We start from the raw sequence: 21,976 nt of genomic DNA on the forward strand, positions 1-21,976 counted from the left end.
CGGAGACGCACCGGCCCCGCCGGACGGCCCTAACGGTCGAACCAGGCGGCGATGACGTCCCTCTCGCGTTGCGGCTCCATGCCGTTGTCGGGCAGGCCCCCGCGGTAACGCGGCAGCACCTCGGGGACGTCGTCGCCGCTCAGCCACGCCCACGTGTCGCGGAGCGACTCCACCACCGGACGGCAGGACATCCCGGCGGCCAGCGCCCGGCTGGAGTCCGGTGCCCACACGGCGGCGAACTCCGGCCGGTCGGGCATCCACAGGGGCAGCCCGCTCCACACGGCGACCTCGTGCCCGAGCAGGAAGTCGTCGTCCACCCACACGGGCCGCGCCAGGGAACCGGTCAACTCCACACAGGTGTCAACGAGCTCGCCCCACGTGCAGTTCCCGCGGACACCGCTGGTGATGTACCGCCCGGTGCGCTCCCGCTCCAGGGAGTCCAGGGTGAACGCGGCGATGTCCCGGGCGTCCACCAACTGCAACGGCCGGTCGCGGGGGCCGGGCGCGAGCATGTCCCCGCCGCGGGCGGCGCGGCGCAGCCAGTACGGCACCCGGCCCACGTTCTCGTGCGGACCGATGATCAGGCCGGGATTGATGATCAGCACCCGGCCGGGGAAGTCGCGCTCCACCGCCCGTTCGCACCCCGACTTCAGCGTCCCGTAGTCGCCGTCCTCGGGCCCGGCGTCGGGGGAGCACGCGAACCGCGGGGAGTCCTCGTCCACCGCCTCCGCGGGCCAGCCGGGGAAGGCGGAGACACTGGAGATGAACACGTAGCTGCCCGCCTGTGCCGACAGCGCCCGTACCGCCGCCCCGACGTACCGCGGGACGAACCCGCAGACGTCCACCACGGCGTCCCAGGGCCCCTGCTCGGCGAGCCGGGCGAGGTCCCGCGGCTCGGTCCTGTCACCGCGGACCACCCGCACCCCGGGCACGTCGGCGCTGGTCACCCCGCGGTTGAAGGTGGTCACCTCCCAACCGCGGGCGAGAGCAGCCGCAACCGTGTGCCGCCCGAGGAACACCGAACCACCGAGTACCAGAAGTTTCATGGCACGAGCCTCTCCCGGCGTGGGCCCGAACCGTAAGGAATTCTTCCCTGGGCAGATTCGGTGCGCGTCGGGCGGAAGCCCCCGTCGGCCCGGCGCCCCCGTCGGGCCGGCGCCGGCGCCGGGCCCGGCCGCCGTGGAGGACCCGGCCCGGGCCGTGGCACGCGAGAGCCAGCCGGCGGACGTTCACGGAAGGGTCCGCCGGCTGGCGTGTGTGGAGGGGACAGCCCTGCCACCGGACTGTCCCCTGACGGCGAACTCTCGCCGTCGGGTGTCGTGGCCCCTCCCCACGACACCGCGGAGGCCGGCCGCGGCGCTCCCCCTCCGACCGCCACAGCCGGCCCCACTTCCCCTACGGGGATTCCCCCCGCTGTTCCCCCGTGTGCCCCCCCGAGCACACTCGACCAGCGGTTACCGGTTCTTCGTCAGACCTGCTGGCTCGGCTCGTCGGTGGGCTGCCAGTTCCCCTGTGCGGGCTCGCTGGTGGGCTGCCAGTTGGTGGGCTTGACGGGCTCACCAGTCGGCTGCCAGTTCGCGGTCCTGACCGGTTCGCTGGTCGGCTGCCAGTTGTCCGGCCGCGGGGTCTCGGTAGCCTCCGGCTTGTCCGCGCCGCTCTCCGGAGTCGGTGTGCTCATTGGTTTCTCCCAGTCGGTCATGTCGCTGCGCTCCCGGAAGGACCCGGGCGCGCCGGGTCCGTCGGCCTCGCGCGGTGGCTACCCCCGTGAGTCACCTGTGCGGGCCACCGGCGGTCGCGCCACTGTAATCACGCGACGCCGAACCGAGAGCTGCTGATCCCCGAGGTGTTGCGGTCTCGGAGCGATGCAGCGGCGGATCTGTGACAACGACAGTGCCCCCGGGGCATCAGCAGCCGATAGACATCGGATAGACGTGGTCCTCAGGACTGCTGACTAGAGCGTCACCGCGCCACGCTCATCGTCGTCGAGCAGCGCCCGTAGCTGGGCGACCTCCGGGGCGGCGACCCTGTCGTAGAGCGCGTACGCCTCCTGCCAGCAGCCACGGGCGCGGTCCGCCTGCCCGATCCTGGTCAGGGCGTGGCCCAGCGAGGTGAGGACCTGCGCGCGACGCCATTCTCCACCGATGTCCCGCAGCAGGGACAGGGCCTGTTCGGCGTGGGCCGCCGCGTCCGCCGGACGCCCCGCGGTGAGCAGCACCTCGGCGATCCGGAAGACGGTCATCCCTTCCCACAGGCGCTGCCGGGCCCCCCGGTGGATCTCCAGCGCCTCGGTGAGCCTGGCCAGCGCCTCCTGGTGCCGGCCGGCCCGGGTCAGCGCCATGCCCAGGGCGTACAGCCCGTTGCCCAGGCGCAGGGTGGCGCCGCCGATGTCCCGGTGCAGCCCCAGCGCCTGCTCCGCCGCGGCCACCGCGCTGGTGGCCTGGCCCAGACTGAGCCGCACCCGCGACAGGTTGCTCAGCACGCTGGCCTCGCCGAGCCGGTTCCCGTCGGTGCGGAAGGCGTTGAGGGCCAGGGTGAAGCACTCGTGGGCGTCCTCGAAGCGGTTCTGGTACAGCGCGGTGATGCCCAGGAGGTTCGGCGCGTAACAGGCCATCAGCTGGTCGCGGGCGGTGATGCCGAGCATGTGCGCGCGCCGGGCCTCCTCGTTGGCCTCGTCGAAGCGGCCGGACATGCAGTGGGACTGGCCCAGCAGGGCCCGCGCCCGCGCCTCGCAGCGGGCGTCCCCCACCTGGTGCGCGGCCTCGATCACGGCCCTGGTCGCCAACTCGTAGGAACGGGCGAAGGCGCCGGACTCCATCAGGTCCTGGACGACGAGCAGCAGATCGACCGCGGGACGCAGCAACCGGCTGTCGGTCGCGGTGTGCGAGACGGTGGCCAGCAGGCACGGCGCCTCGGTGAACAGCCAGTCCAGGGCGGCCTCGTCGTGGTCGAAGGCGATCCCGGGGTGGTGGGTCGGGGTGAGGTGGTCGAGCAGGCGGTCGCCCGGGTTCTCCCGGTGGTAGGTGTGGGCCGCGGTGGCGAGGTAGAAGTCCAGCAGCCGGGCCAGCGCGTCCTGCCGCTCCACCGGGGACTGGTCCTGTTCCGCGCGGGAACGGGCGTACAACCGCAGCAGGTCGTGGTAGCGGTAGCGGCCAGGAGCCGCGGACTCCAGCAGGCTGGTGTCGACCAGGGACTCCAGGATCTCCTCGACGGTGTAGGGGTCCAGGTCGAGCAGGGCCGCCGCGGCGGCCAACGAGATGTCCGGGCCCTCGGAGAGCGCCAACAGCCGGAAGGCCCGTGCCTGGTCCGCCTCGAGCTGGCCGTAGCCGAGTTCGAAGGTGGCGGTGACGGCGAGCTCCCCGGCGCGCAGCTCGTCGAGCCGGCGACGCTCGTCCGCCAGCTTGGAGGCCAGCAGCGCGACCGTCCAGGTGCGGCGGTTGGCCAGGCGGGAAGCGGCGATCCGGATGGCCAGCGGCAGGAAGCCACAGGCGGCGACGACGTCGAGGGCGGCCCGTTGCTCCCCGCCGACCCGGTCGGCTCCGACGATCCGCGTGAACAGGGCCAGCGCCTCGTCGGGACTCATCACGTCCAGGTCGACCAGGTGCGCGCCGGCGAGGTCGATCATCCTGCTGCGCGAGGTGATCAGGACGGCGCACCCGGGAGAACCGGGAAGCAGCCGACGGACCTGGGCGCTGTCCCGGGCGTCGTCCAGCAGGGCCAGGACCCGCCGCCCGGCGAGCAGCGACCGGTAGAGCCCCGCGCGCTCCTCCAGGCCCTCCGGGATCGCCGAGTCGGGCGTGCCGAGCGCGCGCAGGAACGCGCCGAGCACCACCTCCGGCTCGGCCGGGCTGGGCCCGGCGCCCATCAGGTCCACGTACAACTGGCCGTCCGGGAAGTGCTCGCGGGCCGCGTGCGCCACGTGCACCGCCAGCGTCGTCTTGCCCACGCCGCCGATCCCGGCCACCGCGGACACCGCCATCACCCTGCCGCCCTCGGCGCTGGCGAGCTGATCGCTCAGCTCCTTGACGAACGCCGTCCGACCGGTGAAGTCGGACACCGGCGCGGGGAGCTGCGCCGGCCTCGGGGCGGGACGCTCCCGGTCGTCGGCCGCGGACGTGACGGCCACCAGGGGAGGCGGGGAGGGGATCAGGGCCGGGTCGGCCTCGAGCACCCGCTGGTGCAGTTCGGTCAGTTCGGGGCCCGGATCCACCCCGAGCTCGTCGCCGAGCAACCGGCGGGTGTCCGCGAACACGCCCAGCGCCTCGGCCTGACGCCCGCCCCGGTACAGCGCGAGCATCAGCAGCGCCCGCAGGCGCTCCCGCACCGGGTACTCCGCGGACAGCGCGGTCAGCTCGGACACCGCCTCGGCGTGGCCGCCGAGCTCCAGGTCCAGCTCCAGCCGCCACTCGAGCAGGGTGAGGCGCCACTCGCTCAGCCGGTTGCGCTGGCTCTCGGCGTACGGCCCGGGGACACCCGCCAGGGGCTCCCCGGCGAACGCGTCCAGGGCCTCGCGCAGCAACTCCCTGGCGCGGGCCGGCTCCCCGGAGGCCCGGAGCTTCTCCGCCTCGGCCGCGAGCCGTTCGCACACCGCCAGGTCCAGGGCTCCGGAGTCCATCTGCATCGCGTAGCCACCGGCGACCGATGCCAGGGCGTTGGCGCCGAGCACCTTGCGCAGCCGGAAGGCGTACGTCCGCAACGTGGCGAGGGCGGAGTTGGGCGGTTCGTCGCCCCAGACCGCGTCCACCAGCTCGCCCGAGGTGATCGTCCGGCCGCCCCGCAACAGCAGTGCCCCAAGGACCGCGAGTTGTTGCGGCGCCCCGAGATTCAACGGGACCTCGCCGCGCCACGCCCGTACCGGCCCCAGCACCGCGAAACGCAGGTTCAGTGATCCTTCGCGTCCCATCGCAGTCCTCGGAATGCGTCGTCCATCAATCGTCCATCGAGAGCTGGGACCGTGTCATCCCAGCGGGGCTCCCGCACCGTCCACGCTCCCCGCACCCACGCTCCCCGCACCCACGCTCTCCGCGCCCACGCTCCGCACGCCTGCCTCCCACGACCGTCCGCCCACCACCGCGCCCGGCACCGCCGCCGGAACCCGCCTGACTGACACACGCGCTCACGGCGCCCCGCCCGGTACCTCGGGGGCAGGGCCCCCGCCGACCAGTGCACGTGTCACAAACCCACCCTGTCAACGCGATTGAGCTGGATCTGAGCGTACGCCTGTGAACCGCCCGGCGCCTCACCCCGCAGGCAATCCCACCGCCCTCATGACCAGCCTGATTACGGAAGAGTTGTCTGAAAAGTCATGCAGCCGATCACTGCGTTTCCTCCGCCTGCCTTTCACCCGAGCGGCACCCTCGGCGTCATGCTCCGCCGCCAGGTGGCCGCACAGCCGGACGCCCGGCCCTACCCGAACAGCGCCATGACCTACGCGGGGTTGCTGGTGCGGGCCCAGGCCGTGGCCACCCGACTCGGCGCGGCCACGCCACCGGGCAGCCGCGTCATGCTGGCCCACCCCCCGGGCGACGACCAGGCCGCGGCCTTCTACGGGGCCGCCCTGGCCGGAATGGTGGCGGTCCCGGTGCCGGGACTCGGCGGAACGGAACCGCTGCCCCTCGTGGAACGGGCCGTGGCGGTCTGCGCGCCCCAGGTGCTGCTGACCACGCCGTCCTGGTCGTACCAGATCGGTGACCTGGGACGGGTCAGGGTGATGGTGACCGACGGGACCCACGTGGACGGCGAACCGGTGGGGCGCCTCACCGAGGAGTGGCGGCCCGTCGGGGTGCTGCCGACCTCGGGGGCCTACCTGCGCTACGTGGAACAGGAGGCTCGGGAGGCGGAGTTCACCCACACCGACGTGCTGACGACCCTGCTCCTGCTGTCCAGGACGGCCCGACTCGGTCTGGACGAGCGGCACCTGGGATGGCTGGCCTCGGTCCACGGCCTCGAGCTTGGCTGGCGGGTCCTGCTTCCGGTGTTCCGGGGGCTCCACCACCCCGTCGGTTGACGCGGGCGCCGTGCCGGGCGGCCCCGGGGCTGGGCCGGGTGATGTGACAGGGGCGGGGCGGTGGCTGGGTGGGCCACCGCCCCGGCGACGTCCGGCGTCACTGACCGCCCAGGAAGATCGGGTTGGTCATGGCGACCATGGCGCCCGGAAGCCCGGACGCGCCACCGTCCCCGGCCGGTCGGCGGACCTCGGCGCGGACGTAGGCGGCCCTGGAGGACGAGGTGCGCCAGAGCACCGTCGCCGGCTGTGCGGCGGGCAGCGGGGTGAGCAGTGCCTGGCCCTCGTCGGTCACCAGCCGGGCCAGTGCCCCGGGGGCGCCGCTGACCTCCAGGCGGACGGCGACCTCGTCGTCGGCGCGGGTCGGCAGGCGTTCGCCGATGCCGGCGTGCAGGCCCCGTCCCCCGGTCGCGGAGAAGGACAGCTCCACCTCCGCGGACTCGGCGATCCAGCACCGTCCGGCCCTGATACCGGCCAGCAGCGCGTGCCGCTCGAGGTCGTCGGCGAGGACCACGGTCTGCGGCAGGCCCACCACGTCGGGTTCGCGGTGGGCGTCGCTGTTGCCCACCGCGGGGGTCCAACGGCGGCCGGGCCCGGGGTCCCGGGTCAGCAGCGCGTCCCACTCGGCGACCGCCATCTCGTCGTCCGCGCCCCACGGCCCGTTCCACACCTCGATCGCGTCGGCCTCCTGGTGGCCGAACTTCCACGCGCAACCGAGGTACGGGCAGTACGGGTGCGCGGGCACCACCAGTCCGCCGGCGCGGTGGATCCGCCGGGTCACGCCGCGGAACGCGTCGTCGCGGGCGCGGTACCGCCAGTCCACCCAGGTCCCGGGGGCGGTGCCGTACGCCAGGCAGTGGCCGTTGCGGGTGGTGATCTCCTCGCCGGCGAGGACCAGCAGGTCGGGCCCGGCGTGGTCACCGAGGAACGGGTGCGCGGTGTGGGTGTTGTGCTCGGTGGAGACGACGAAGTCGAGCCGCGCGGCGCGGGCCGCGGCGGCGAGCTCACCGAGGGTGCGGGCCCCGTCGGAGTGCACGGAGTGCAGGTGACCGTCGCCCCGGTACCAGGAGCGACCCCGGCCGACGGCCCGTTCCGGGGGGTAGCGGGGTGCGGGGGGCCGTCCCGGCGGGCCGAACCCCAGGGTGATCGCCACGTGGAAGCGCAGGCCCTGCGGTGCCACCGAGTACGGGCCGAGCACCACGTGCCAGGTTCCCGCCCCGATCGGGCCCGGCAGGTAGCCCGGGGTCGCCTGGGTACCGCCGATGCCGAACGTGCTGCGGGCCCCTCCGGACCAGCCGCGGAACCCGTCGCCGCCGAGCGTGGTGCCGCGCTGGTCGAAGATCCCGATGTCGCAGGCGTTGCCCGGGACGCCGGGGGGGACCTCGGGACGGTCGTAGGAGTACGAGACGCGGAGCTGCCGCACCCCGGGTGGCACCCGGACCGGCAGGTGGACCCAGTCGGCCACGCCGTGGGGCAGGTGCCCGGTGGTCTCGCGGGTCTCCTGCCCGCCGCCGGAGCCGTCGGCCCCGGCGAAGTCGACGGGGGACAGGGTGAGCACCGCTGCCACACCACCCACCACGGACGAACGCAGCAGGTCACGGCGGCCCACCGGCGTGGCCGGGTCGGTGCCGGGTGCGGGGTCCGCCGTGCTCATCGGGCCTCCCGAAGTCGGCTGGGCGGAATCTCGTTGTACCCGCTGCCCCGACCTCAGGCAATGAGCCCGGCCCCTCGGGTGCGGCCGAGTGGCCGAGCTCGTCAGCGCTCCGACGGCCGAACCCTCGACGGCGCCGGTTTCGCATTGAAGAAGTGGACACGCCTGGAGAGGCTTGTGTCCAGTGTCTTCAAGAAATTGATGAAGGGTCGGTTCGCGGACCAAAGCCGACACACATGTCCCACATCCGGTGGGAAACCGGTATGAAGGAGGAACACCCGGTAGGGGACCGACGAGGAGGCCGAGGTGCGGATCGGAGCGTCCATCTTCCTGACCGACGAGAGCATCAGACCCACCCGGCTCGCCCGGGAGCTGGAACAGCGCGGCTTCCACGCGCTGTACGTCCCGGAACACACCCACATCCCGGTCAGCCGCGAGACTCCCTGGCCCGGAGGGGCGGAGCTGCCCCGCGAGTACGGCCGCACCCTCGACCCGTTCGCCGCGCTGGCCGCTGCCGCCGCGGTCACCGAACGACTCCACCTGGGCACCGGGATCACCCTGGTGGCGCAGCACGACCCGATCACGCTCGCCAAGCAGGTCGCCACCCTCGACCTGCTCAGCGGGGGCCGGTTCACCCTGGGCGTGGGCTTCGGGTGGAACCGGGAGGAGGCGGACGACCACGGGGTGGACTGGGCCGCGCGGCGGGACGTGGTGCGGGAGAAGGTGGCCCTGATGCGCGCCCTGTGGGCACCGGAGCCGACCGGTTACCAGGGCGTCCACGTGAGTGTCGCGCCCAGCGTGGCCCACCCCAAGCCCAGTCCGCCGCCGCGGGTCCTGCTGGGCGGTGGCGCGGGACCGGTCCTGTTCGCACACGTCGCCGAGTACGCCGACGGGTGGATGCCGGTGGGTGGCGGCGGGCTCGCCGAGGCCCTGCCGCGCCTGCGCCGGGTCTGGCAGGAGGCCGGCAGGGACCCGGAGGCGCTCCAGGTGCTCCCCGTGTCGGTGCAGCCGAGCGCAGGCAAGCTGGCCCGCCTGCGCGACCTCGGGGTGGCCGAGATCACGGCCCAGTTGCCCAGCGCGGGCACCGACGAGGTCCTGCGCACCCTAGACGCCTACGCCCAGTTCCTCTGACGGGTGGTCGGCGGTGCGCCGGGGCGGGCCGGGCTCGGGCGCTCAGACCGCCCCGTCCGAGGGCGGCACCGGGCCGGCGGCGCCCGGCGGGCTGCCGCCGTGTCAGCGACGGAGCGGACGATCGTGAACGAACCCGCGCACTTATTCTCGAACGGCACCATCTGTCGAACAGTCGTCCAGCCGAGGGGTCTCATCCATGACGAGTAGCAGCCCGCCGGCGCCCGACCGGCCCGCCGGTCCGACCGCGAACGCGATGCGCCGGGCGCTGCGCCGGGCCAGGGACGGGGTGGCCCTCGACATCACCGAGGCCACCGTTCTGCTCCAGGCGCGGGGCGACGACCTCGCCGAACTGTGCGCCGCCGCCGCCCGGGTCCGGGACGCCGGGCTGCGGGCGGCGGGGCGCCCGGGAGTGATCACCTACTCCCGCAAGGTGTTCATCCCGCTGACCCGGCTCTGCCGGGACCGGTGCCACTACTGCACCTTCGCCACCGTTCCCGGGAAACTCCGCAGGGACGGCCACGACAGCCCGTACCTGTCCCCCGACCAGGTGCTCCAGATCGCCCGGCAGGGAGCGGCCCTGGGCTGCAAGGAGGCGCTGTTCACGCTCGGCGACCGGCCCGAGGACCGCTGGCCGCAGGCCCGCGCCTGGCTGGACGAGCAGGGCTACGACGACACCCTGGCGTACGTGCGGGCGATGGCCGTGCGGGTGCTGGAGGAGACCGGGCTGCTGCCGCACCTGAACCCGGGGGTGCTGAGCTGGTCCGACCTCCAGCGACTGAAGCCGGTCGCGCCGTCGATGGGCATGATGCTGGAAACCACCGCGACCCGGCTGTGGTCGGAGCCCGGCGGCCCGCACCACGGTTCGCCGGACAAGGAGCCGGCGGTGCGGCTGCGGGTGCTCCAGGACGCCGGTCGGTGCAACGTGCCGTTCACCACCGGGGTGCTGCTGGGCATCGGGGAGACCCCCACCGAGCGGGCCGAGTCGTTGTTCGCCATCCGCCGGGTGGCCCGCGAGTACCACGGCATCCAGGAGGTCATCGTCCAGAACTTCCGGGCCAAGCCGGACACGGCGATGCGCGCCGCCCCGGACGCCGACCTGACGGAGCTGGCCGCGGCCGTCGCCGTGGCCCGCCTGCTGCTGGGCCCCGGCGCCCACGTGCAGGCCCCGCCCAACCTCGTCGGCGACCAGCACGCGCTGATGATCCGGGCCGGGATCGACGACTGGGGTGGTGTGTCCCCGCTGACCCCGGACCACGTCAACCCCGAACGCCCCTGGCCGCACCTGGACGACCTGGCCCGGATCACCGCGGACTCCGGGTTCGTCCTCGCCGAACGGCTCACGGTCTACCCCGAGTACGTCCGGCGCGGCGAGCCGTGGCTCGACCCCCGGATCGTGCCGCACGTGACCGCGCTCGCCGACCCGGACACCGGGCTGGCCGTGCCCGGCCGCGTCCCGACCCCACTGCCCTGGCAGGAACCCGACGAGTACGGTTCGTCCGGCCGCACCGACCTGCACGTCGCCATCGACACCGAGGGCCGCACGAAAGACCGCCGGGACGACTTCGACGAGGTCTACGGCGACTGGGACGCCCTGCGCGAACAGGTCGCGGCCGGGTCCCGGGCCCCGCTCGGGGCCGGCGTGGTGCCGCAGCGCCTGCCGGCCGACGTCCGCGCGGCGCTGGACACCGCCTCCACCGACCCGGCCGGGCTCGACGACGACGAGGCCCTCACCCTGCTGCACCTCGACGGGCCCGCGCTCGACGCCCTGTGCCGGATCGCCGACGAGGTCCGCCGGGACGCCGTCGGGGACACCGTCACCTACTGCGTCACCAGGAACATCAACTTCACCAACGTCTGCTACACCGGCTGCCGGTTCTGCGCGTTCGCCCAGCGCCGCACCGACGCGGACGCCTACACCCTGTCCGTGAACCAGGTCGCCGAGCGAGCCGCCCAGGCCTGGGAACTGGGCGCCACCGAGGTCTGCGTGCAGGGCGGAATCCACCCCGACCTGCCCGGCACCGCCTACTTCGACCTGGCCAGGGCGATCAAGGAGCGGGTCCCCGGCCTGCACCTGCACGCGTTCTCCCCGATGGAGGTGGCCAACGGGGCGGCCAGGACCGGGCTTTCCGTCCGCCAGTGGCTGAGCGAGGCCCGACAGGCCGGGGTGGACTCCATCCCCGGGACCGCGGCCGAGATCCTGGACGACGAGGTCAGGTGGGTGCTCACCAAGGGAAAGTTGCCCGCCGCCACCTGGATCGAAGTGATCAGCCAGGCGCACCGGCTGGGCATCAGGTCCTCGTCCACCATGATGTACGGGCACGTGGACCAGCCCCGGCACTGGCTGGCCCACCTGCGGGTGCTGGCCCGGGTCCAGGACGCCGCCGTCGAGGCGGGGGCCGCCGGGTTCACCGAGTTCGTCACCCTGCCGTTCGTCCACACCAACGCCCCCGTCTACCTCGCCGGACTGGCCAGGCCCGGCCCGACCCGGCGGGAGAACCGCGTGGTGACCGCCATGGCCCGGCTGCTGCTGCACGGCAGGATCCCCAACATCCAGACGAGCTGGGTCAAGCTCGGCACCGAGGGGGCAGCCGAGATGCTCCGCTGCGGCGCCAACGACCTGGGCGGGACGCTCATGGAGGAGACCATCTCCCGGATGGCGGGCTCGGGTTACGGCTCCCACCGCTCGGTCAGCGAGCTCGAGGAGATCGCGGCGGCGGCGGGACGCCCGGCCCGGCAGCGCACCACGACCTACGGCGAGGTTCCGGCTGAGCGCAGGGCGGCCGCGCTGGCCTCGGACGGCAGGCTCCCCCCGCTGCTTCCGGTTCTGGAGAGCTAGTGCACATCGCGGTGGGCAGCCCCGGCGAGGCCCTGGTGTTCGATTACCCTGCTACGGGTCGCCGGACCGCCGAGGCGAGCCACCGCGAAGGGGGAACGAGGGAACGCCGTGACGGCACTGTGGGGACGCGTCCAGCAGCAGGACTTCCGCAGCAGGGTGCGGGGATGCCTGCTCGGCGGCGCGATCGGGGACGCGTTGGGCGCGGGCGTCGAGTTCGAATCGCTCGCCGGCATCCGCTCCACGTACGGCGAACGGGGCGTCACCGACCTGGTGCCCGCCTACGGGCGCCGCGGGGCGGTCACGGACGACACCCAGATGACCCTGTTCACGGTGGAGGGCCTGATCCGCGCCCAGGTGCGCAAGGACACCGGTGCCTGGCACCCGCCGACGGACGTGCACCGCGCGCACCTGCGCTGGGCGGCGACCCAGCGCGACTGGGGCCCCGACGAACGACGGGCCGACGCCGGTTGGCTGGCCAGGGAGGAGTGGCTGTACTCCCGGCGCGCGCCCGGCAACGCCTGCCTGTCCGGACTCGCCGACGACCGGATGGGCACGCTCCAGGACCCGAAGAACCCCGACTCCAAGGGGTGCGGCGCGGTGATGCGCTCGGCCCCGTTCGGACTGCTCGTCGGCTGGGACCCGGGCCTGGTCTTCCAACTCGCCGTGGAGTGCGCGGTGCACACCCACGGGCACCCCACGGGGTACCTGGCGGCGGGCGCCTTCGCCGTGGTCGTCCACGCGCTGGCCCAGGGCTCGGCGCTGGAGCCGGCGGTGCAGCGGGCACTGGCCCTGCTCGCCGAGCGCGACGGGCACCAGGAGACCACCGGCGCGCTGCAGGGCGCGGTGAACGCGGTCCGCCAGGGCCCCCCGTCCGCCGAGCTGGTGGAGTCCCTGGGCCAGGGCTGGACGGCGGAGGAGGCGTTGGCCATCGGCGTGTACTGCGCCCTGGTCGCCGAGGACGTGGCCCACGGGCTGCTGCTCGCCGTGAACCACTCGGGGGACAGCGACTCGACCGGCTCGGTCTGCGGCAACCTCCTCGGCGTCCAGCACGGGGAGACCGCGCTCCCGCCGGGGTGGGTCGCCGAGTTGGAGGGCCGCGGCACCATCCTCACCCTCGCCGACGACTTCGCCATGGAGATGACCCAGTCCGCCGCGCTGCACGGGCCCGGGCTCACCGGCACCGGGGTGGACGGCGCCGGCTGGCTGGACCGCTACCCAGGGACCTGACCGTCCCCGGGCCCGTCCTGACCCCGGTCGCACCCTCACCGTGACGCCCCCGCTGTGCCCGCGGTCGCGCATACCGACCCCGGGGCGCTCGGCGCCGCCGCGCGCTGACGTGCCGGAGGAACGTGCCCCCCGCGGACATGCGTCGAGCCCCCTCGACCGGGGGGAACGCGCTGCCGATCGAGAGGGCTCCACGGTGGTGCTGTGCGTCGTGCTGAACCACGTCGTGGGAACCGGTGTGCAACGGCCACCACGCCGCGGCGGAACCGCTACGCCGGGTCGAACCTGCCCTGGCCCACCTCGGTGACGAACGCGGTCCAGGCATCACTGGAGAACAGAAGGCTTGGTCCCTGTGGGTCCTTCGAGTCGCGTACCGCGACAGTGGAGGTGCCGGGGACGGCGAACTCGACGCACTCACCCCCGTTCATGCTGTGGCTGCTCTTCCGCCACCGCAACGGGCCCGCGGCCTTGTCGATCATCGTGAGTACTCCTTAGCCACTTGGGCGATCAGCGCCCGCGACTGCTCGGGGCTCAGTGCCTCCGCGCGCAGGTGCTCGTACATCACGGTATAGAGGTGAACATCCGCTTCTCGCTCCAAATAGAGATCACTTGTCACTCCTTCGAGGTACACAACATCCGAATCATTAGCTTCTTGGAACTCCAGGATAGAAAATGCCCCCGTCATTCCCGGGTGCGCACCGACGGAGAACGGGATCACCTGCACCGTGAGATGCGGAAGCATGCTGAGGTCCACCAGGTGCTCGAGCTGCTCCCGCATCGTCTGCGGATCTCCGACCACCCGGCGCAACGCCGCCTCGTCCAACACGGCCCAGAACCGGACCGGTTCCGCCTCGCGGATCCGATCCTGTCGTTTCATCCGGACCTCGACCTGCTTGAGGACCTGCTGGGGGGTGTTCTCCGGCCCGGTTCCGCTCACCACTGCCTCCGCGTACGCCCGAGTCTGCAACAGCCCGGGTACGACCAGGGAGTGGTATGTACGAATCGATGCCGCCTCCGCCTCGAGTCCGATGTACACGCTGTACGGAATGTCCCCGAACGCGTGCCACCAGCCGCGTTGCCGGGACTCCCGGGCCATGGTCATCAACGACTCGACGATCCGCCTGTCCTCGACGCCGTAGACCTGACAGAGATCGCGCACATCGCGCTGGCTGATGCTGCGCCGGCCGTTCTCCAGCCGGCTGATCTTGGACTGCGAGACCAGGAGTCTGGTCGCGACCTCCTCCGCGGTCATGCCCCTGGCCTCGCGCAGCTTGCGCAGCTCCGCGCCCAGCCGGCGTCGCCGAACGGTGGGATTGACACTGGTCGCCATCGATGAACCCACCTCCGGGTTGAAGGTTTTTCCGGATGTCTTCGCCGACCCCGGGGTTCGGCCCGGGTCCTCGACTGGCGCATCTCGGTACCGCCTTGGTTCAGCAGCGTGCCACTCACGATCACTGTTCGCCGGGGAAACCGGCGGTGCGTGGTCGGCACCGGGCTCCGGGGACACGCAAGGGACGGTGGGCCGGAAGCAGCGGCTTCCAGCCCACCGTCCCTCGTGCCGGTGGGTCCCGTTGTGGATCGATTCGGCGCAATGGGGACAGCGGGGGCCTGAGTCAGCGTGCCCCGGCTCGGGCCATGCCACGTCGGGCGCCCTGTTCTGAGCCGGCCTGCTGGCTCGCTGTCCGTCCGGTCGAGCCGCGTGCGGCGGGCTGGCGGCGAGGCGCCGCGGCGACCCCGTTCTGCACGTCCATCACGGCGTGCGCCACCAGGCCGCCCATGGGGTCGTACCTGATCAGGTCCCGCAACCGGGAACGCGACGAGCGGCCCTCGTTGCCCGGGTAGAGGTGCTTGCCGAGGCCGACGGCGTGGGCCAGCGCGGCCAGGGCCGCGGTCCGTGGGTCCGGCGGTACACCGGTGCGGATCGCGGTGTCCACGCGGTGCCTGATCTCGCGGCTCGCCACGTCGTCCGACGCCTGGTAGCGGGTCGTCGGCAGCACTCCGCACACCTGGCCCGGCACGGCGTGCACCATGCCGCAGCGTTCCAGGTGCGCCAGGTAGGTCTGGCGCAGCCCCAGCCGAGGCCCGCCTATCCAGTGCACCGCCCGCACCGGGCTGCCCCGGCGGCGCAGTAGTTCCAAAGCGGTGTCCAGAGTCGGATCACCTGTCGGCCGTGGCAGTACCACGGCGATACGATCCCCGTCAGGGGCTATCCGTCCGGCCAGCGCCAGCTCCACAAGCTGCGCTCCAGCCAGGCCAAGGTCGAGCGACTGCGGCTGTGCCGTGGTACCCGTGGCCGGGTCCAGTGCCAGCAGCAGAAGCTCTTCCGGAAGTGTTCTGCGGCTCCTGCCCATCCATGCCTCCCCGCGTGGATGAGTCACAGGGTGACGCCTCTCACACTCCGCTGTCGAGAGTGCCTAGGGGAGATGGGTGGGAACCGGTAGGTATGTCTTTGTCGTCTACCCAGGGGGCGGTCGTGTCTCGGAAGGTCCGCTGGGTGATCGGCAGCCCGCCAACGATAAGTGGATTTCTGGGGATACCGGTCGGTACGGGGCGTCGTCGCAGTCATGGCGCCCCGTACCGCTGCGGTGGAGGAGGTATTGGTGTTGAACGAGTCCCCCGGCAGGTCCAGGCGCGACGAGCCCTCGGGGGAGACAACCGCAGCAGAACCGGTGGATCCTCGCCTGGTGTTCGGGGCGGGGAGCGGGTCGGACGAGGCCGCGGCCTCCACGGCGACAGTCCAGTTGACCACCCTCGACCGGAACGCGGGCGAGGCCGAGGAGACCTCTGACGGGAGTCCCCGAGGGAAGGCGGAACTCATAGACGACAGGCGTAGTACCGCTACGTCAGATGCGGCTTCTGACGGGGGCCAGGAGTCGCCGGATTCCCGGAAGTCCACTGGTGCTGATGCGGCAGTCGCGCGCCCTGCTGACGTGGCAGGGAAGGCTGGTACTGACGAGCCGGGCAGTGACGAGGGCGCCGACACCGCAGGCGTCGACCCGCGCAAGGTGTTCGCCACCGGCGCGTCGCAGGACCACGGCGCATCAGGGGGCGCGAGTGCCTCCGACGGTGACGCGGAAGGGCCGTCCACGGCCGGGCCCGCCTCCGTCGGCTCCTCCACCGGGTCCTCGACGACCGATTCCCCAACCGAACCCACGGCCGGCTCCCCGGGTGGGTCCACCGCCGACGACCAGCCGCCCGCCGGCGGGTCGGCCACCTCGGACCTGCGGGTCCCGGCCCGCCGGAAGAAGGCCGCCACATCCAAGACCTCCTCCAAGACCTCCTCCAAGACCGCAGCCACCTCCAAGACCGCAGCCACGCGTAAGACCGCAGCCAGGCCCAAGACTGCCGCTGGCAGTAAGACCACCGCGTCCCGCCCGGCCGAGGTCGAAGGCGAGACCGGGGACACCGGGTCGACGGGCCGCACCCAGACGCCCGGGGAGGACACCGCCCCGCGAGCCGTCAAGGGGACGAGCCGGAAGGACGAGGGGGCGAAGGGCGCGGGCACACGGGCCGCCCGGGCCACCGCCAAGTCCGAGGCCGTCAGCACCGGGGCGACCGACTCCCCGACCACAACCGGGACGAGCGCCACCGACGCGGAAGCAGCCGAGGGCCCCGGGACGACCGGCTCCGGCAACCCCGACGGCCCGAACTCCACCGCGTCGAAGCCGCCCGCCGCCAAGGCCACCGCGGCCAAGTCCGCCGCCGCCAAGTCCGCCGCTTCGAAGCCGGCCCGGACCGGGTCCACCCCGTCCGATGCGGGATCCACGGCTTCGCCCGAGGACCCGGCCCCCGCCGAGCCCCCGTCCGATTCCCCCGACCGCCCCACCGCGGTGCCCGCCGCCAGCAGCGGGCAGACCCCGCCCGACCCCAACCCGACCAGCTCCGAGGACCCGCCCGAGGAGGGCGCCACCGGGGAGAGCGCCACCGGGGAGAGCGCCACCGAGGACAGTGGCACCTCCCCGGCCGCCGAGCCGCGCTCCGCCGTGGACACCGGGGCCCCGTCAGCCACGGCTGCCGAGCCCGACGCACCACAGGCGGCCGACCAGGACGCCGACCAGGACCGCGAGTCGGACCCTGGGCAGGACGCCGACCGGGACCGCGAGCAGGCGCCCCAGGACCCGGAGCAGGACCCCGAGCAGGACGCCGGCGCCCCGGCACCCTCCGGGCCCCGGGCAGCAGGCGTTCCCGGGGGCCCCACCCGAGAACTGCGGGTGCCCAGGCCTTCCCGACCCGAAGGGGCCAGTGAGCCGGCCGGGACCAGTGAGCCGGCCGGGACCGGTGAACCCGGGACGCCCCCGTCCCGTGCGCGCGGCCCCCAGCTCTCCAAGGGCCCGGCGCCTTCCCCCGCCCCCGGCGGGACCGATTCCGGCAGCTCCACCCGCACCCACCAACTGAGGAGGCCCAAGCCGCCCGCCGGATCGGCGGCCACCGCCCCGCCCCCGGCCCGCTCGCTCCCGCTGCCACCCCCGCCCGGGGACACCGACGGCAGCCCCAGGCCCCCTGCCTCCGACGTCACCACCCAGCAACCGGTCCTGTCCGGTCCAGCCGACCCGCTCAAGCTCCTGGCGGACCTCACCAACACCCCGCCACCACCGAACACGCCGCTGCGCAGCGCCCTGCGTCGCGTCAAGATCTGGACGCCGCTGGTGCTCCTGCTGGCGATCGTGTTCTGCGTGGCCCAGGCGGTGCGCCCGCTGCCGGACCCGACGCTGGAGCTCACGGCCGCCCCGTCGTACGTGTTCGAGGGCGGCAAGCCGGAGATGCCGTGGCCGGACCAGGGCCAGGCGGCGGTGAGCGCCAAGGGGCTGGGCAGCTTCGGCAGCTCCGGGGGTGACGAGCCGCGGCCGATCGCGAGCGTCACCAAGGTGATGACGGCGTACGTCCTGCTGAAGGAACACCGGCTGAAGCTGGGGCAGCAGGGACCGAAGGTCACCATGGACCAGAAGGCGGTCAGTGACTACGAGACGGGACTGGCCGAGAACGAGTCCGTGGTCAAGGTGGAGCTGGGCCAGCAGATCCCCCTGTACGAGGCGTTGCAGGACGTGTTGATCGCCTCGGCCAACAACGTCGCCCGCCGGCTGGCCGTCTGGGACGCCGGTTCCGAGGCGGCGTTCGTCGCGAAGATGAACGCGACGGCCAAGGAACTGGGGATGGACGACACCAGGTACACCGACCCCAGTGGGCTGGACGCCAGCACCGTCAGCACCGCCGAGGACCAGGTGAAGCTCGGGCAGGTGGCGATGGAGGACCCGGTGCTGCGGCAGATCGTCGGCCTGGGCCAGTACCAGCCCGCGCTGTACGACACCCCGATCTACAGCCACAACCTGCTGCTGCTGAAGAACAACGTGATCGGCCTGAAGAGCGGCAACAGCACCGCGGCCGGGGCGAACCTGCTCTGGGCGGCGGAGAAGGAGGTCGGCGGCACCAAGCAGCTCGTGGTCGGCGCCGTCCTCGGCCAGCGCGGCCCCATCCCCGCCCAGGAGGCGGCCAATGCCAGCCAGGCCCTGGTGATCAAGGCCCAGGAGGTGCTGACCTCGCATAAGTTGATCAAGAAGGGGCAGGTCGTCGGCGAGGTGGACGACGGCCTCGGTGGCACCACGCCGGTGGTGGCGACCAAGGACCTGGTGCTGGTCGGGTGGCCGGGGCTCAGGGTGAGCATCGACCTGAGGGCCACCGACGGGGAGGCCCCGAGCACGGGGGAGCAGGGCGACCGGGTCGGCACCCTGGTGGTGGGCAACGGCCTCGGCAAGCGCTCGGTCCCGGTGGCCCTCGGTGACGCGCTGGCCGAGCCGTCGTTCGGCACCCGGTTGACCCGACTGGCCTAGCACGTACCGCTGTCCGGGGCGTCGCCCCCTCCGGGTCGCCGGCGGGAGGGCGGTGCCCCGGACGCATCAGGCAGACGCGCACACGGGATCGGGCGGGGCCACCGGGGGATCGGCCCCGCCCGACGCATCGCCCCCGAAGTCACCGCGTCCTGTCCGCGTCCGGGGCGCGACGGGCAGGCGCCGCCGTCACCGCCGCGGCTCCGTTGACCGCTGCCGCTGACCGCTGACCGCTGACCGCTGCCCGGTCCCGTCCCTCGGTACGAGCCTGACGCCGGCGGATGAGAACAGGGTGAACCCCGCGTGAGAACCTCGCTGGAAACCGCCCGTCGCCCGCCACGGCGGTCCTGGAGCCCCACGGGCTCAGACCCCGGCGGCCAGGACGGCGAGGGCGGCGTCCAGGCGTGCGGTGGCCTCGTCGGCGACCGGCTGGAGGGCGGACAGGCCGGTGAGGGTGACCATGGTGGTCGGGTCGAGGACCTGGACGAGGGTGCTGTCGCCGTCCCGCCGCACGATGACGTTGCAGGGCAGCAGGAGGCCGATGGTGCGGTCGGCTTCGATGGCCCGTTGGGCGAGCAGCGGGTTGCAGGCGCCGAGGATCAGGTACTCCTCCATGTCGTGACCGAGTTTGGCGCGCAGCACGGCCCGTACGTCGATCTCCGTCAGGACGCCGAACCCCTGGTCGGCCAGGGCCCGCCGTGCGGCGGCGACGGCGGTGTCGAAGTCGGCGTCGAGGCGGACGGTGCGGTGGTAGGACACGCTGGGCTCCCGGGTCAGTCGCAGGGGCTGGGTACCCGCATAGGGGGAGACGATGCCGGGTTGGCACCACTCCCTGAGACACCCCCCGCGGTACCTGCTGTTAGGGTGCCGAATGAATACCCCAGGGGGTAACCTGCCTAAGGAGTCGCAGTCGTGTTCTTCATCGACACCCTGGAGTTGGAAGGGCTGGGGAACCGCAGCTACCTGGCCGGGGGACCGCGCCTCGCGGTGGCGGTCGACCCACCACGGGACATCGACCAGGTCCTGACGGCCGCCGCCCGCCGGGGAGTGCGGATCAGCCACGTCGTCGAGACCCACGTGCACAACGACTACATCACCGGGGGTCCGGAACTGGCCCGCGTCGTCGGTGCTCACTACCTCGTGCCGGCCGGTGCGTCGGTGACCTTCCCGTGCGTTCGGGTCGCGGACGGCGACACCGTCTCCGTTGACCAGCGCCTCGCGCTGCGGGCGATCGCCACCCCCGGGCACACTCCGCACCACACCTCCTACGTCCTCGAGGAGGACGACAGGGGAGTGGCGGCCTTCACCGGTGGCTCGCTGCTGATCGGCGCGGTGGGGCGTCCCGACCTGGTCGAACCGCGGCTCACCGAGCAGCTCGCCCGCGCCCAGCACGCCTCGGCCCACCGGCTGGCCGAGGAACTGGACGACGAGGTCCCGGTGCTGCCCACCCACGGCTTCGGCAGTTTCTGCTCCAGCTCGCAGGCGGAGGGCGACGCCACCACGATCGGCGCGGAACGGCGGAACAACGACGCGCTGACCAAGGACGCGGACACCTTCGTCGCCGAACTGCTCGCCGGACTGGACGACGTCCCCGCCTACTACGCGTACATGGCACCGGCCAACGCGGCCGGCCCCACCCCGGTGGACCTCACCCCGCCCCGGCGGGCGGACGCGGAGGAGATCGCCTCCCGGCTCGCGGCCGGCGAGTGGGTGGTGGACCTGCGCAACCGGCTCGCGTTCGCCGACGGGCACGTCGCCGGGACGTTCAACGTCGAGGGCGAGGGGAAACTGGCCACCTACCTCGCGTGGCTGATCCCCTGGGGCAAGCCCGTCACCCTGCTCGCCGACACCCCCGAGCAGGTCGCGGGCGCCCAGCGGGAGCTGGCCCGGGTGGGCATCGACCGCCCGGCCGCGGCCGCCACCGGCGACCCCGCCACCTGGGTACGGGAGGGCGAACCACTCGCCTCCTTCCGCCGCGCCACCTTCGCCGACCTGGCCGCGGCCGGACGGCGCGACGGCGACATCGTCGTCCTCGACGTGCGGCGCGACTCCGAACGCGCCGGCGGCTTCGTCGAGGGCTCGGTGCACGTCCCGATCCACCAACTCCCCCGCGCCCTCGGCGAGGTGCCGCCGGGAGTGGTCTGGGTGCACTGCACCACTGGCATGCGCGCGACGATCGGCGCGTCCCTGCTGGACGCCTCCGGACGTGAGGTCGTCGCCATCGATGACGAGTTCGACGCCGCCGTCGCCGCAGGGCTCGTCCGCTCCGACCGCGACGGCGGGCCGGAGAACCCCACCCCCAAGGCTTCCCCGCGAAGGTGATCAAACCGATGCTCCTCCGTCGCGGCCGGGCGCGCCTCAGCCCGGCACAGGCTCACCAACGTGCCTCCCACGGGCAGGCCGTCCTGCTCGACGTCCGCGAGGCCACCGGGCGTGCCGGCCAACGCGCGCCCGGCGGCCTCCACCCGCCGCCGAGCCGCCGGCTGGCCGGCGCGCCCCCACCGCTGGCCGCTCGGGCCCGGGCGGCCACGCCGGTCACCGGTGGGGTCACCGGGTGACCGCGCTGGTCCTCGCCCTGGTCGCCGGTGCCGTGGTGGGCCTGGCGCTCGGCGGTCTCGGCGGAGGAGGCAGCGTCCTGGCCGTGCCCGCGCTGATCTACCTGCTCGACTTCACCCCGGCCGCGGCGACCACCGCGAGCCTCCTGATCGTCACCGTCACCTCCGCCACCGCCCTGTCCGCGTACGGCAGGGCCGGACACGTCCGCTGGAAGGCCGGCGGGCTCTTCGCCGCGGCCGGCCTGCTGCCCGCCGCGGCTGCCGGGGCCGCCGCGGCCCGGCTCCCCCAGGCGGCGCTGACCATCGCCTTCGCCGCCTTCGCCGCCCTCGCGGCGATCCGGATGCTGCGGCCCCGTGGGGCGCTCGCCGGGCGGGGAGCCGCGGAGGTCCACCCGGCCAAGGCCGCAGCCGTCGGCGCCGGCCTCGGAGTGGTGACCGGGTTGCTCGGCGTCGGCGGGGGCTTCCTGGCCGTCCCCGCCCTGGTCACCGTGCTGGCCTTCGACATGCAGGCCGCCATCGGCACCAGTCTGCTGGTGATCACGGCCAACTCACTGGCCTCCCTCAGCACCCGGGGCGCCACCTTCTCCGGACTCGACTGGTCGGTGATCGCTCCGTTCGCCGCGGCGGCGATCCTGGCCGCCTGGGACGGGAAACGCCTGGCCAGCAAGGTCTCCGGGGCCCTGCTCCAGCGGGTCTTCGGGGGCACGCTGCTGGCCGTCGCCGCCTTCATGCTCGTTGACACCCTGGTGTGACCGG

General features: G+C 73.3%; 16 protein-coding genes. 8 read left to right on the top strand and 8 right to left on the bottom strand.

What is annotated here, in order from left to right; translation table 11 throughout:
- Positions 1–29: 29 nt before the first annotated feature.
- From A3IG_RS0118840 to A3IG_RS0118850, 3 genes are all read right to left on the bottom strand, one after another.
- Positions 30–1,046: an NAD-dependent epimerase/dehydratase family protein gene (locus A3IG_RS0118840; RefSeq protein WP_018385147.1), complete on the bottom strand. Its 1,017-nt coding sequence runs from the start codon at positions 1,044–1,046 to the stop codon at positions 30–32.
- A 422-nt stretch (positions 1,047–1,468) separates the two neighbouring features.
- On the bottom strand, positions 1,469–1,678 hold the full coding sequence (locus A3IG_RS0118845; protein ID WP_018385148.1) for a hypothetical protein: 210 nt from the start codon (positions 1,676–1,678) through the stop codon (positions 1,469–1,471).
- 273 nt (positions 1,679–1,951) lie between these two features.
- Entirely contained in the window at positions 1,952–4,900 is a 2,949-nt protein-coding gene (locus A3IG_RS0118850; RefSeq protein ID WP_018385149.1) for an AfsR/SARP family transcriptional regulator, read from the bottom strand.
- A 462-nt stretch (positions 4,901–5,362) separates the two neighbouring features.
- Between A3IG_RS0118850 and A3IG_RS30370 the strand changes: the two genes are divergently transcribed.
- Positions 5,363–6,004, top strand: a complete 642-nt coding sequence (locus A3IG_RS30370; protein WP_018385150.1) for an AMP-binding protein — start codon at positions 5,363–5,365, stop codon at positions 6,002–6,004.
- 97 nt (positions 6,005–6,101) lie between these two features.
- On the opposite strand, the gene A3IG_RS0118860 is transcribed toward A3IG_RS30370, so the two are convergent.
- On the bottom strand, positions 6,102–7,655 hold the full coding sequence (locus tag A3IG_RS0118860; protein WP_018385151.1) for a CehA/McbA family metallohydrolase: 1,554 nt from the start codon (positions 7,653–7,655) through the stop codon (positions 6,102–6,104).
- Between the two features lie 303 nt (positions 7,656–7,958).
- On the opposite strand from A3IG_RS0118860, the gene A3IG_RS0118865 reads away from it, so the two are divergent.
- From A3IG_RS0118865 to A3IG_RS0118875, 3 genes are all read left to right on the top strand, one after another.
- A complete protein-coding gene (locus tag A3IG_RS0118865) occupies positions 7,959–8,783 on the top strand; it encodes an LLM class F420-dependent oxidoreductase (RefSeq protein ID WP_018385152.1) in 825 nt (274 codons plus the stop codon).
- A 196-nt stretch (positions 8,784–8,979) separates the two neighbouring features.
- Positions 8,980–11,619 (top strand): bifunctional FO biosynthesis protein CofGH, encoded by a 2,640-nt coding sequence (locus A3IG_RS0118870; RefSeq protein WP_078500669.1) that lies wholly within the window; start codon positions 8,980–8,982, stop codon positions 11,617–11,619.
- Between the two features lie 108 nt (positions 11,620–11,727).
- Positions 11,728–12,846, top strand: coding sequence for an ADP-ribosylglycohydrolase family protein (locus A3IG_RS0118875; protein ID WP_018385154.1), 1,119 nt, complete (start codon positions 11,728–11,730; stop codon positions 12,844–12,846).
- A gap of 266 nt (positions 12,847–13,112) precedes the next feature.
- Here the strand turns inward: A3IG_RS0118875 and A3IG_RS0118880 are convergent, their stop codons facing one another.
- The 3 genes from A3IG_RS0118880 to A3IG_RS30375 form a co-directional block, all read right to left on the bottom strand.
- The gene (locus tag A3IG_RS0118880; protein ID WP_018385155.1) at positions 13,113–13,322 is read right to left on the bottom strand and encodes a DUF397 domain-containing protein; all 210 of its coding nucleotides are present in this window, start codon (positions 13,320–13,322) and stop codon (positions 13,113–13,115) included.
- Positions 13,319–14,173, bottom strand: coding sequence for a helix-turn-helix domain-containing protein (locus tag A3IG_RS0118885; protein ID WP_018385156.1), 855 nt, complete (start codon positions 14,171–14,173; stop codon positions 13,319–13,321). The genes A3IG_RS0118880 and A3IG_RS0118885 overlap by 4 nt, the downstream gene beginning before the upstream one ends.
- Before the next feature lie 283 nt (positions 14,174–14,456).
- Entirely contained in the window at positions 14,457–15,194 is a 738-nt protein-coding gene (locus A3IG_RS30375; protein ID WP_026220415.1) for a GOLPH3/VPS74 family protein, read from the bottom strand.
- Positions 15,195–15,773: 579 nt separating this feature from the next.
- Here A3IG_RS30375 and A3IG_RS35740 point away from each other — a divergent pair.
- Positions 15,774–18,668 (top strand): serine hydrolase, encoded by a 2,895-nt coding sequence (locus A3IG_RS35740; RefSeq protein WP_051087555.1) that lies wholly within the window; start codon positions 15,774–15,776, stop codon positions 18,666–18,668.
- A gap of 360 nt (positions 18,669–19,028) precedes the next feature.
- Here A3IG_RS35740 and A3IG_RS0118900 read toward each other — a convergent pair whose 3' ends face one another.
- Positions 19,029–19,424 carry a DUF302 domain-containing protein gene (locus tag A3IG_RS0118900; protein ID WP_018385158.1) on the bottom strand — a complete coding sequence of 132 codons (396 nt, stop codon included), beginning with the start codon at positions 19,422–19,424 and terminating at the stop codon, positions 19,029–19,031.
- 153 nt (positions 19,425–19,577) lie between these two features.
- On the opposite strand from A3IG_RS0118900, the gene A3IG_RS30385 reads away from it, so the two are divergent.
- From A3IG_RS30385 to A3IG_RS0118915, 3 genes are read left to right on the top strand one after another with little or no spacing between them, the layout of a single operon-like run.
- The gene (locus A3IG_RS30385) at positions 19,578–20,987 is read left to right on the top strand and encodes an MBL fold metallo-hydrolase (RefSeq protein WP_018385159.1); all 1,410 of its coding nucleotides are present in this window, start codon (positions 19,578–19,580) and stop codon (positions 20,985–20,987) included.
- A gap of 8 nt (positions 20,988–20,995) precedes the next feature.
- A complete protein-coding gene (locus A3IG_RS30390) occupies positions 20,996–21,223 on the top strand; it encodes a hypothetical protein (protein ID WP_018385160.1) in 228 nt (75 codons plus the stop codon).
- On the top strand, positions 21,220–21,972 hold the full coding sequence (locus A3IG_RS0118915; protein WP_018385161.1) for a sulfite exporter TauE/SafE family protein: 753 nt from the start codon (positions 21,220–21,222) through the stop codon (positions 21,970–21,972). The genes A3IG_RS30390 and A3IG_RS0118915 overlap by 4 nt, the downstream gene beginning before the upstream one ends.
- The last annotated feature ends 4 nt before the right edge of the window (positions 21,973–21,976 follow it).

Origin of the sequence: Wenjunlia vitaminophila DSM 41686 (assembly GCF_000380165.1) — a bacterium.
In the GTDB taxonomy this organism is placed as follows: domain Bacteria; phylum Actinomycetota; class Actinomycetes; order Streptomycetales; family Streptomycetaceae; genus Wenjunlia; species Wenjunlia vitaminophila.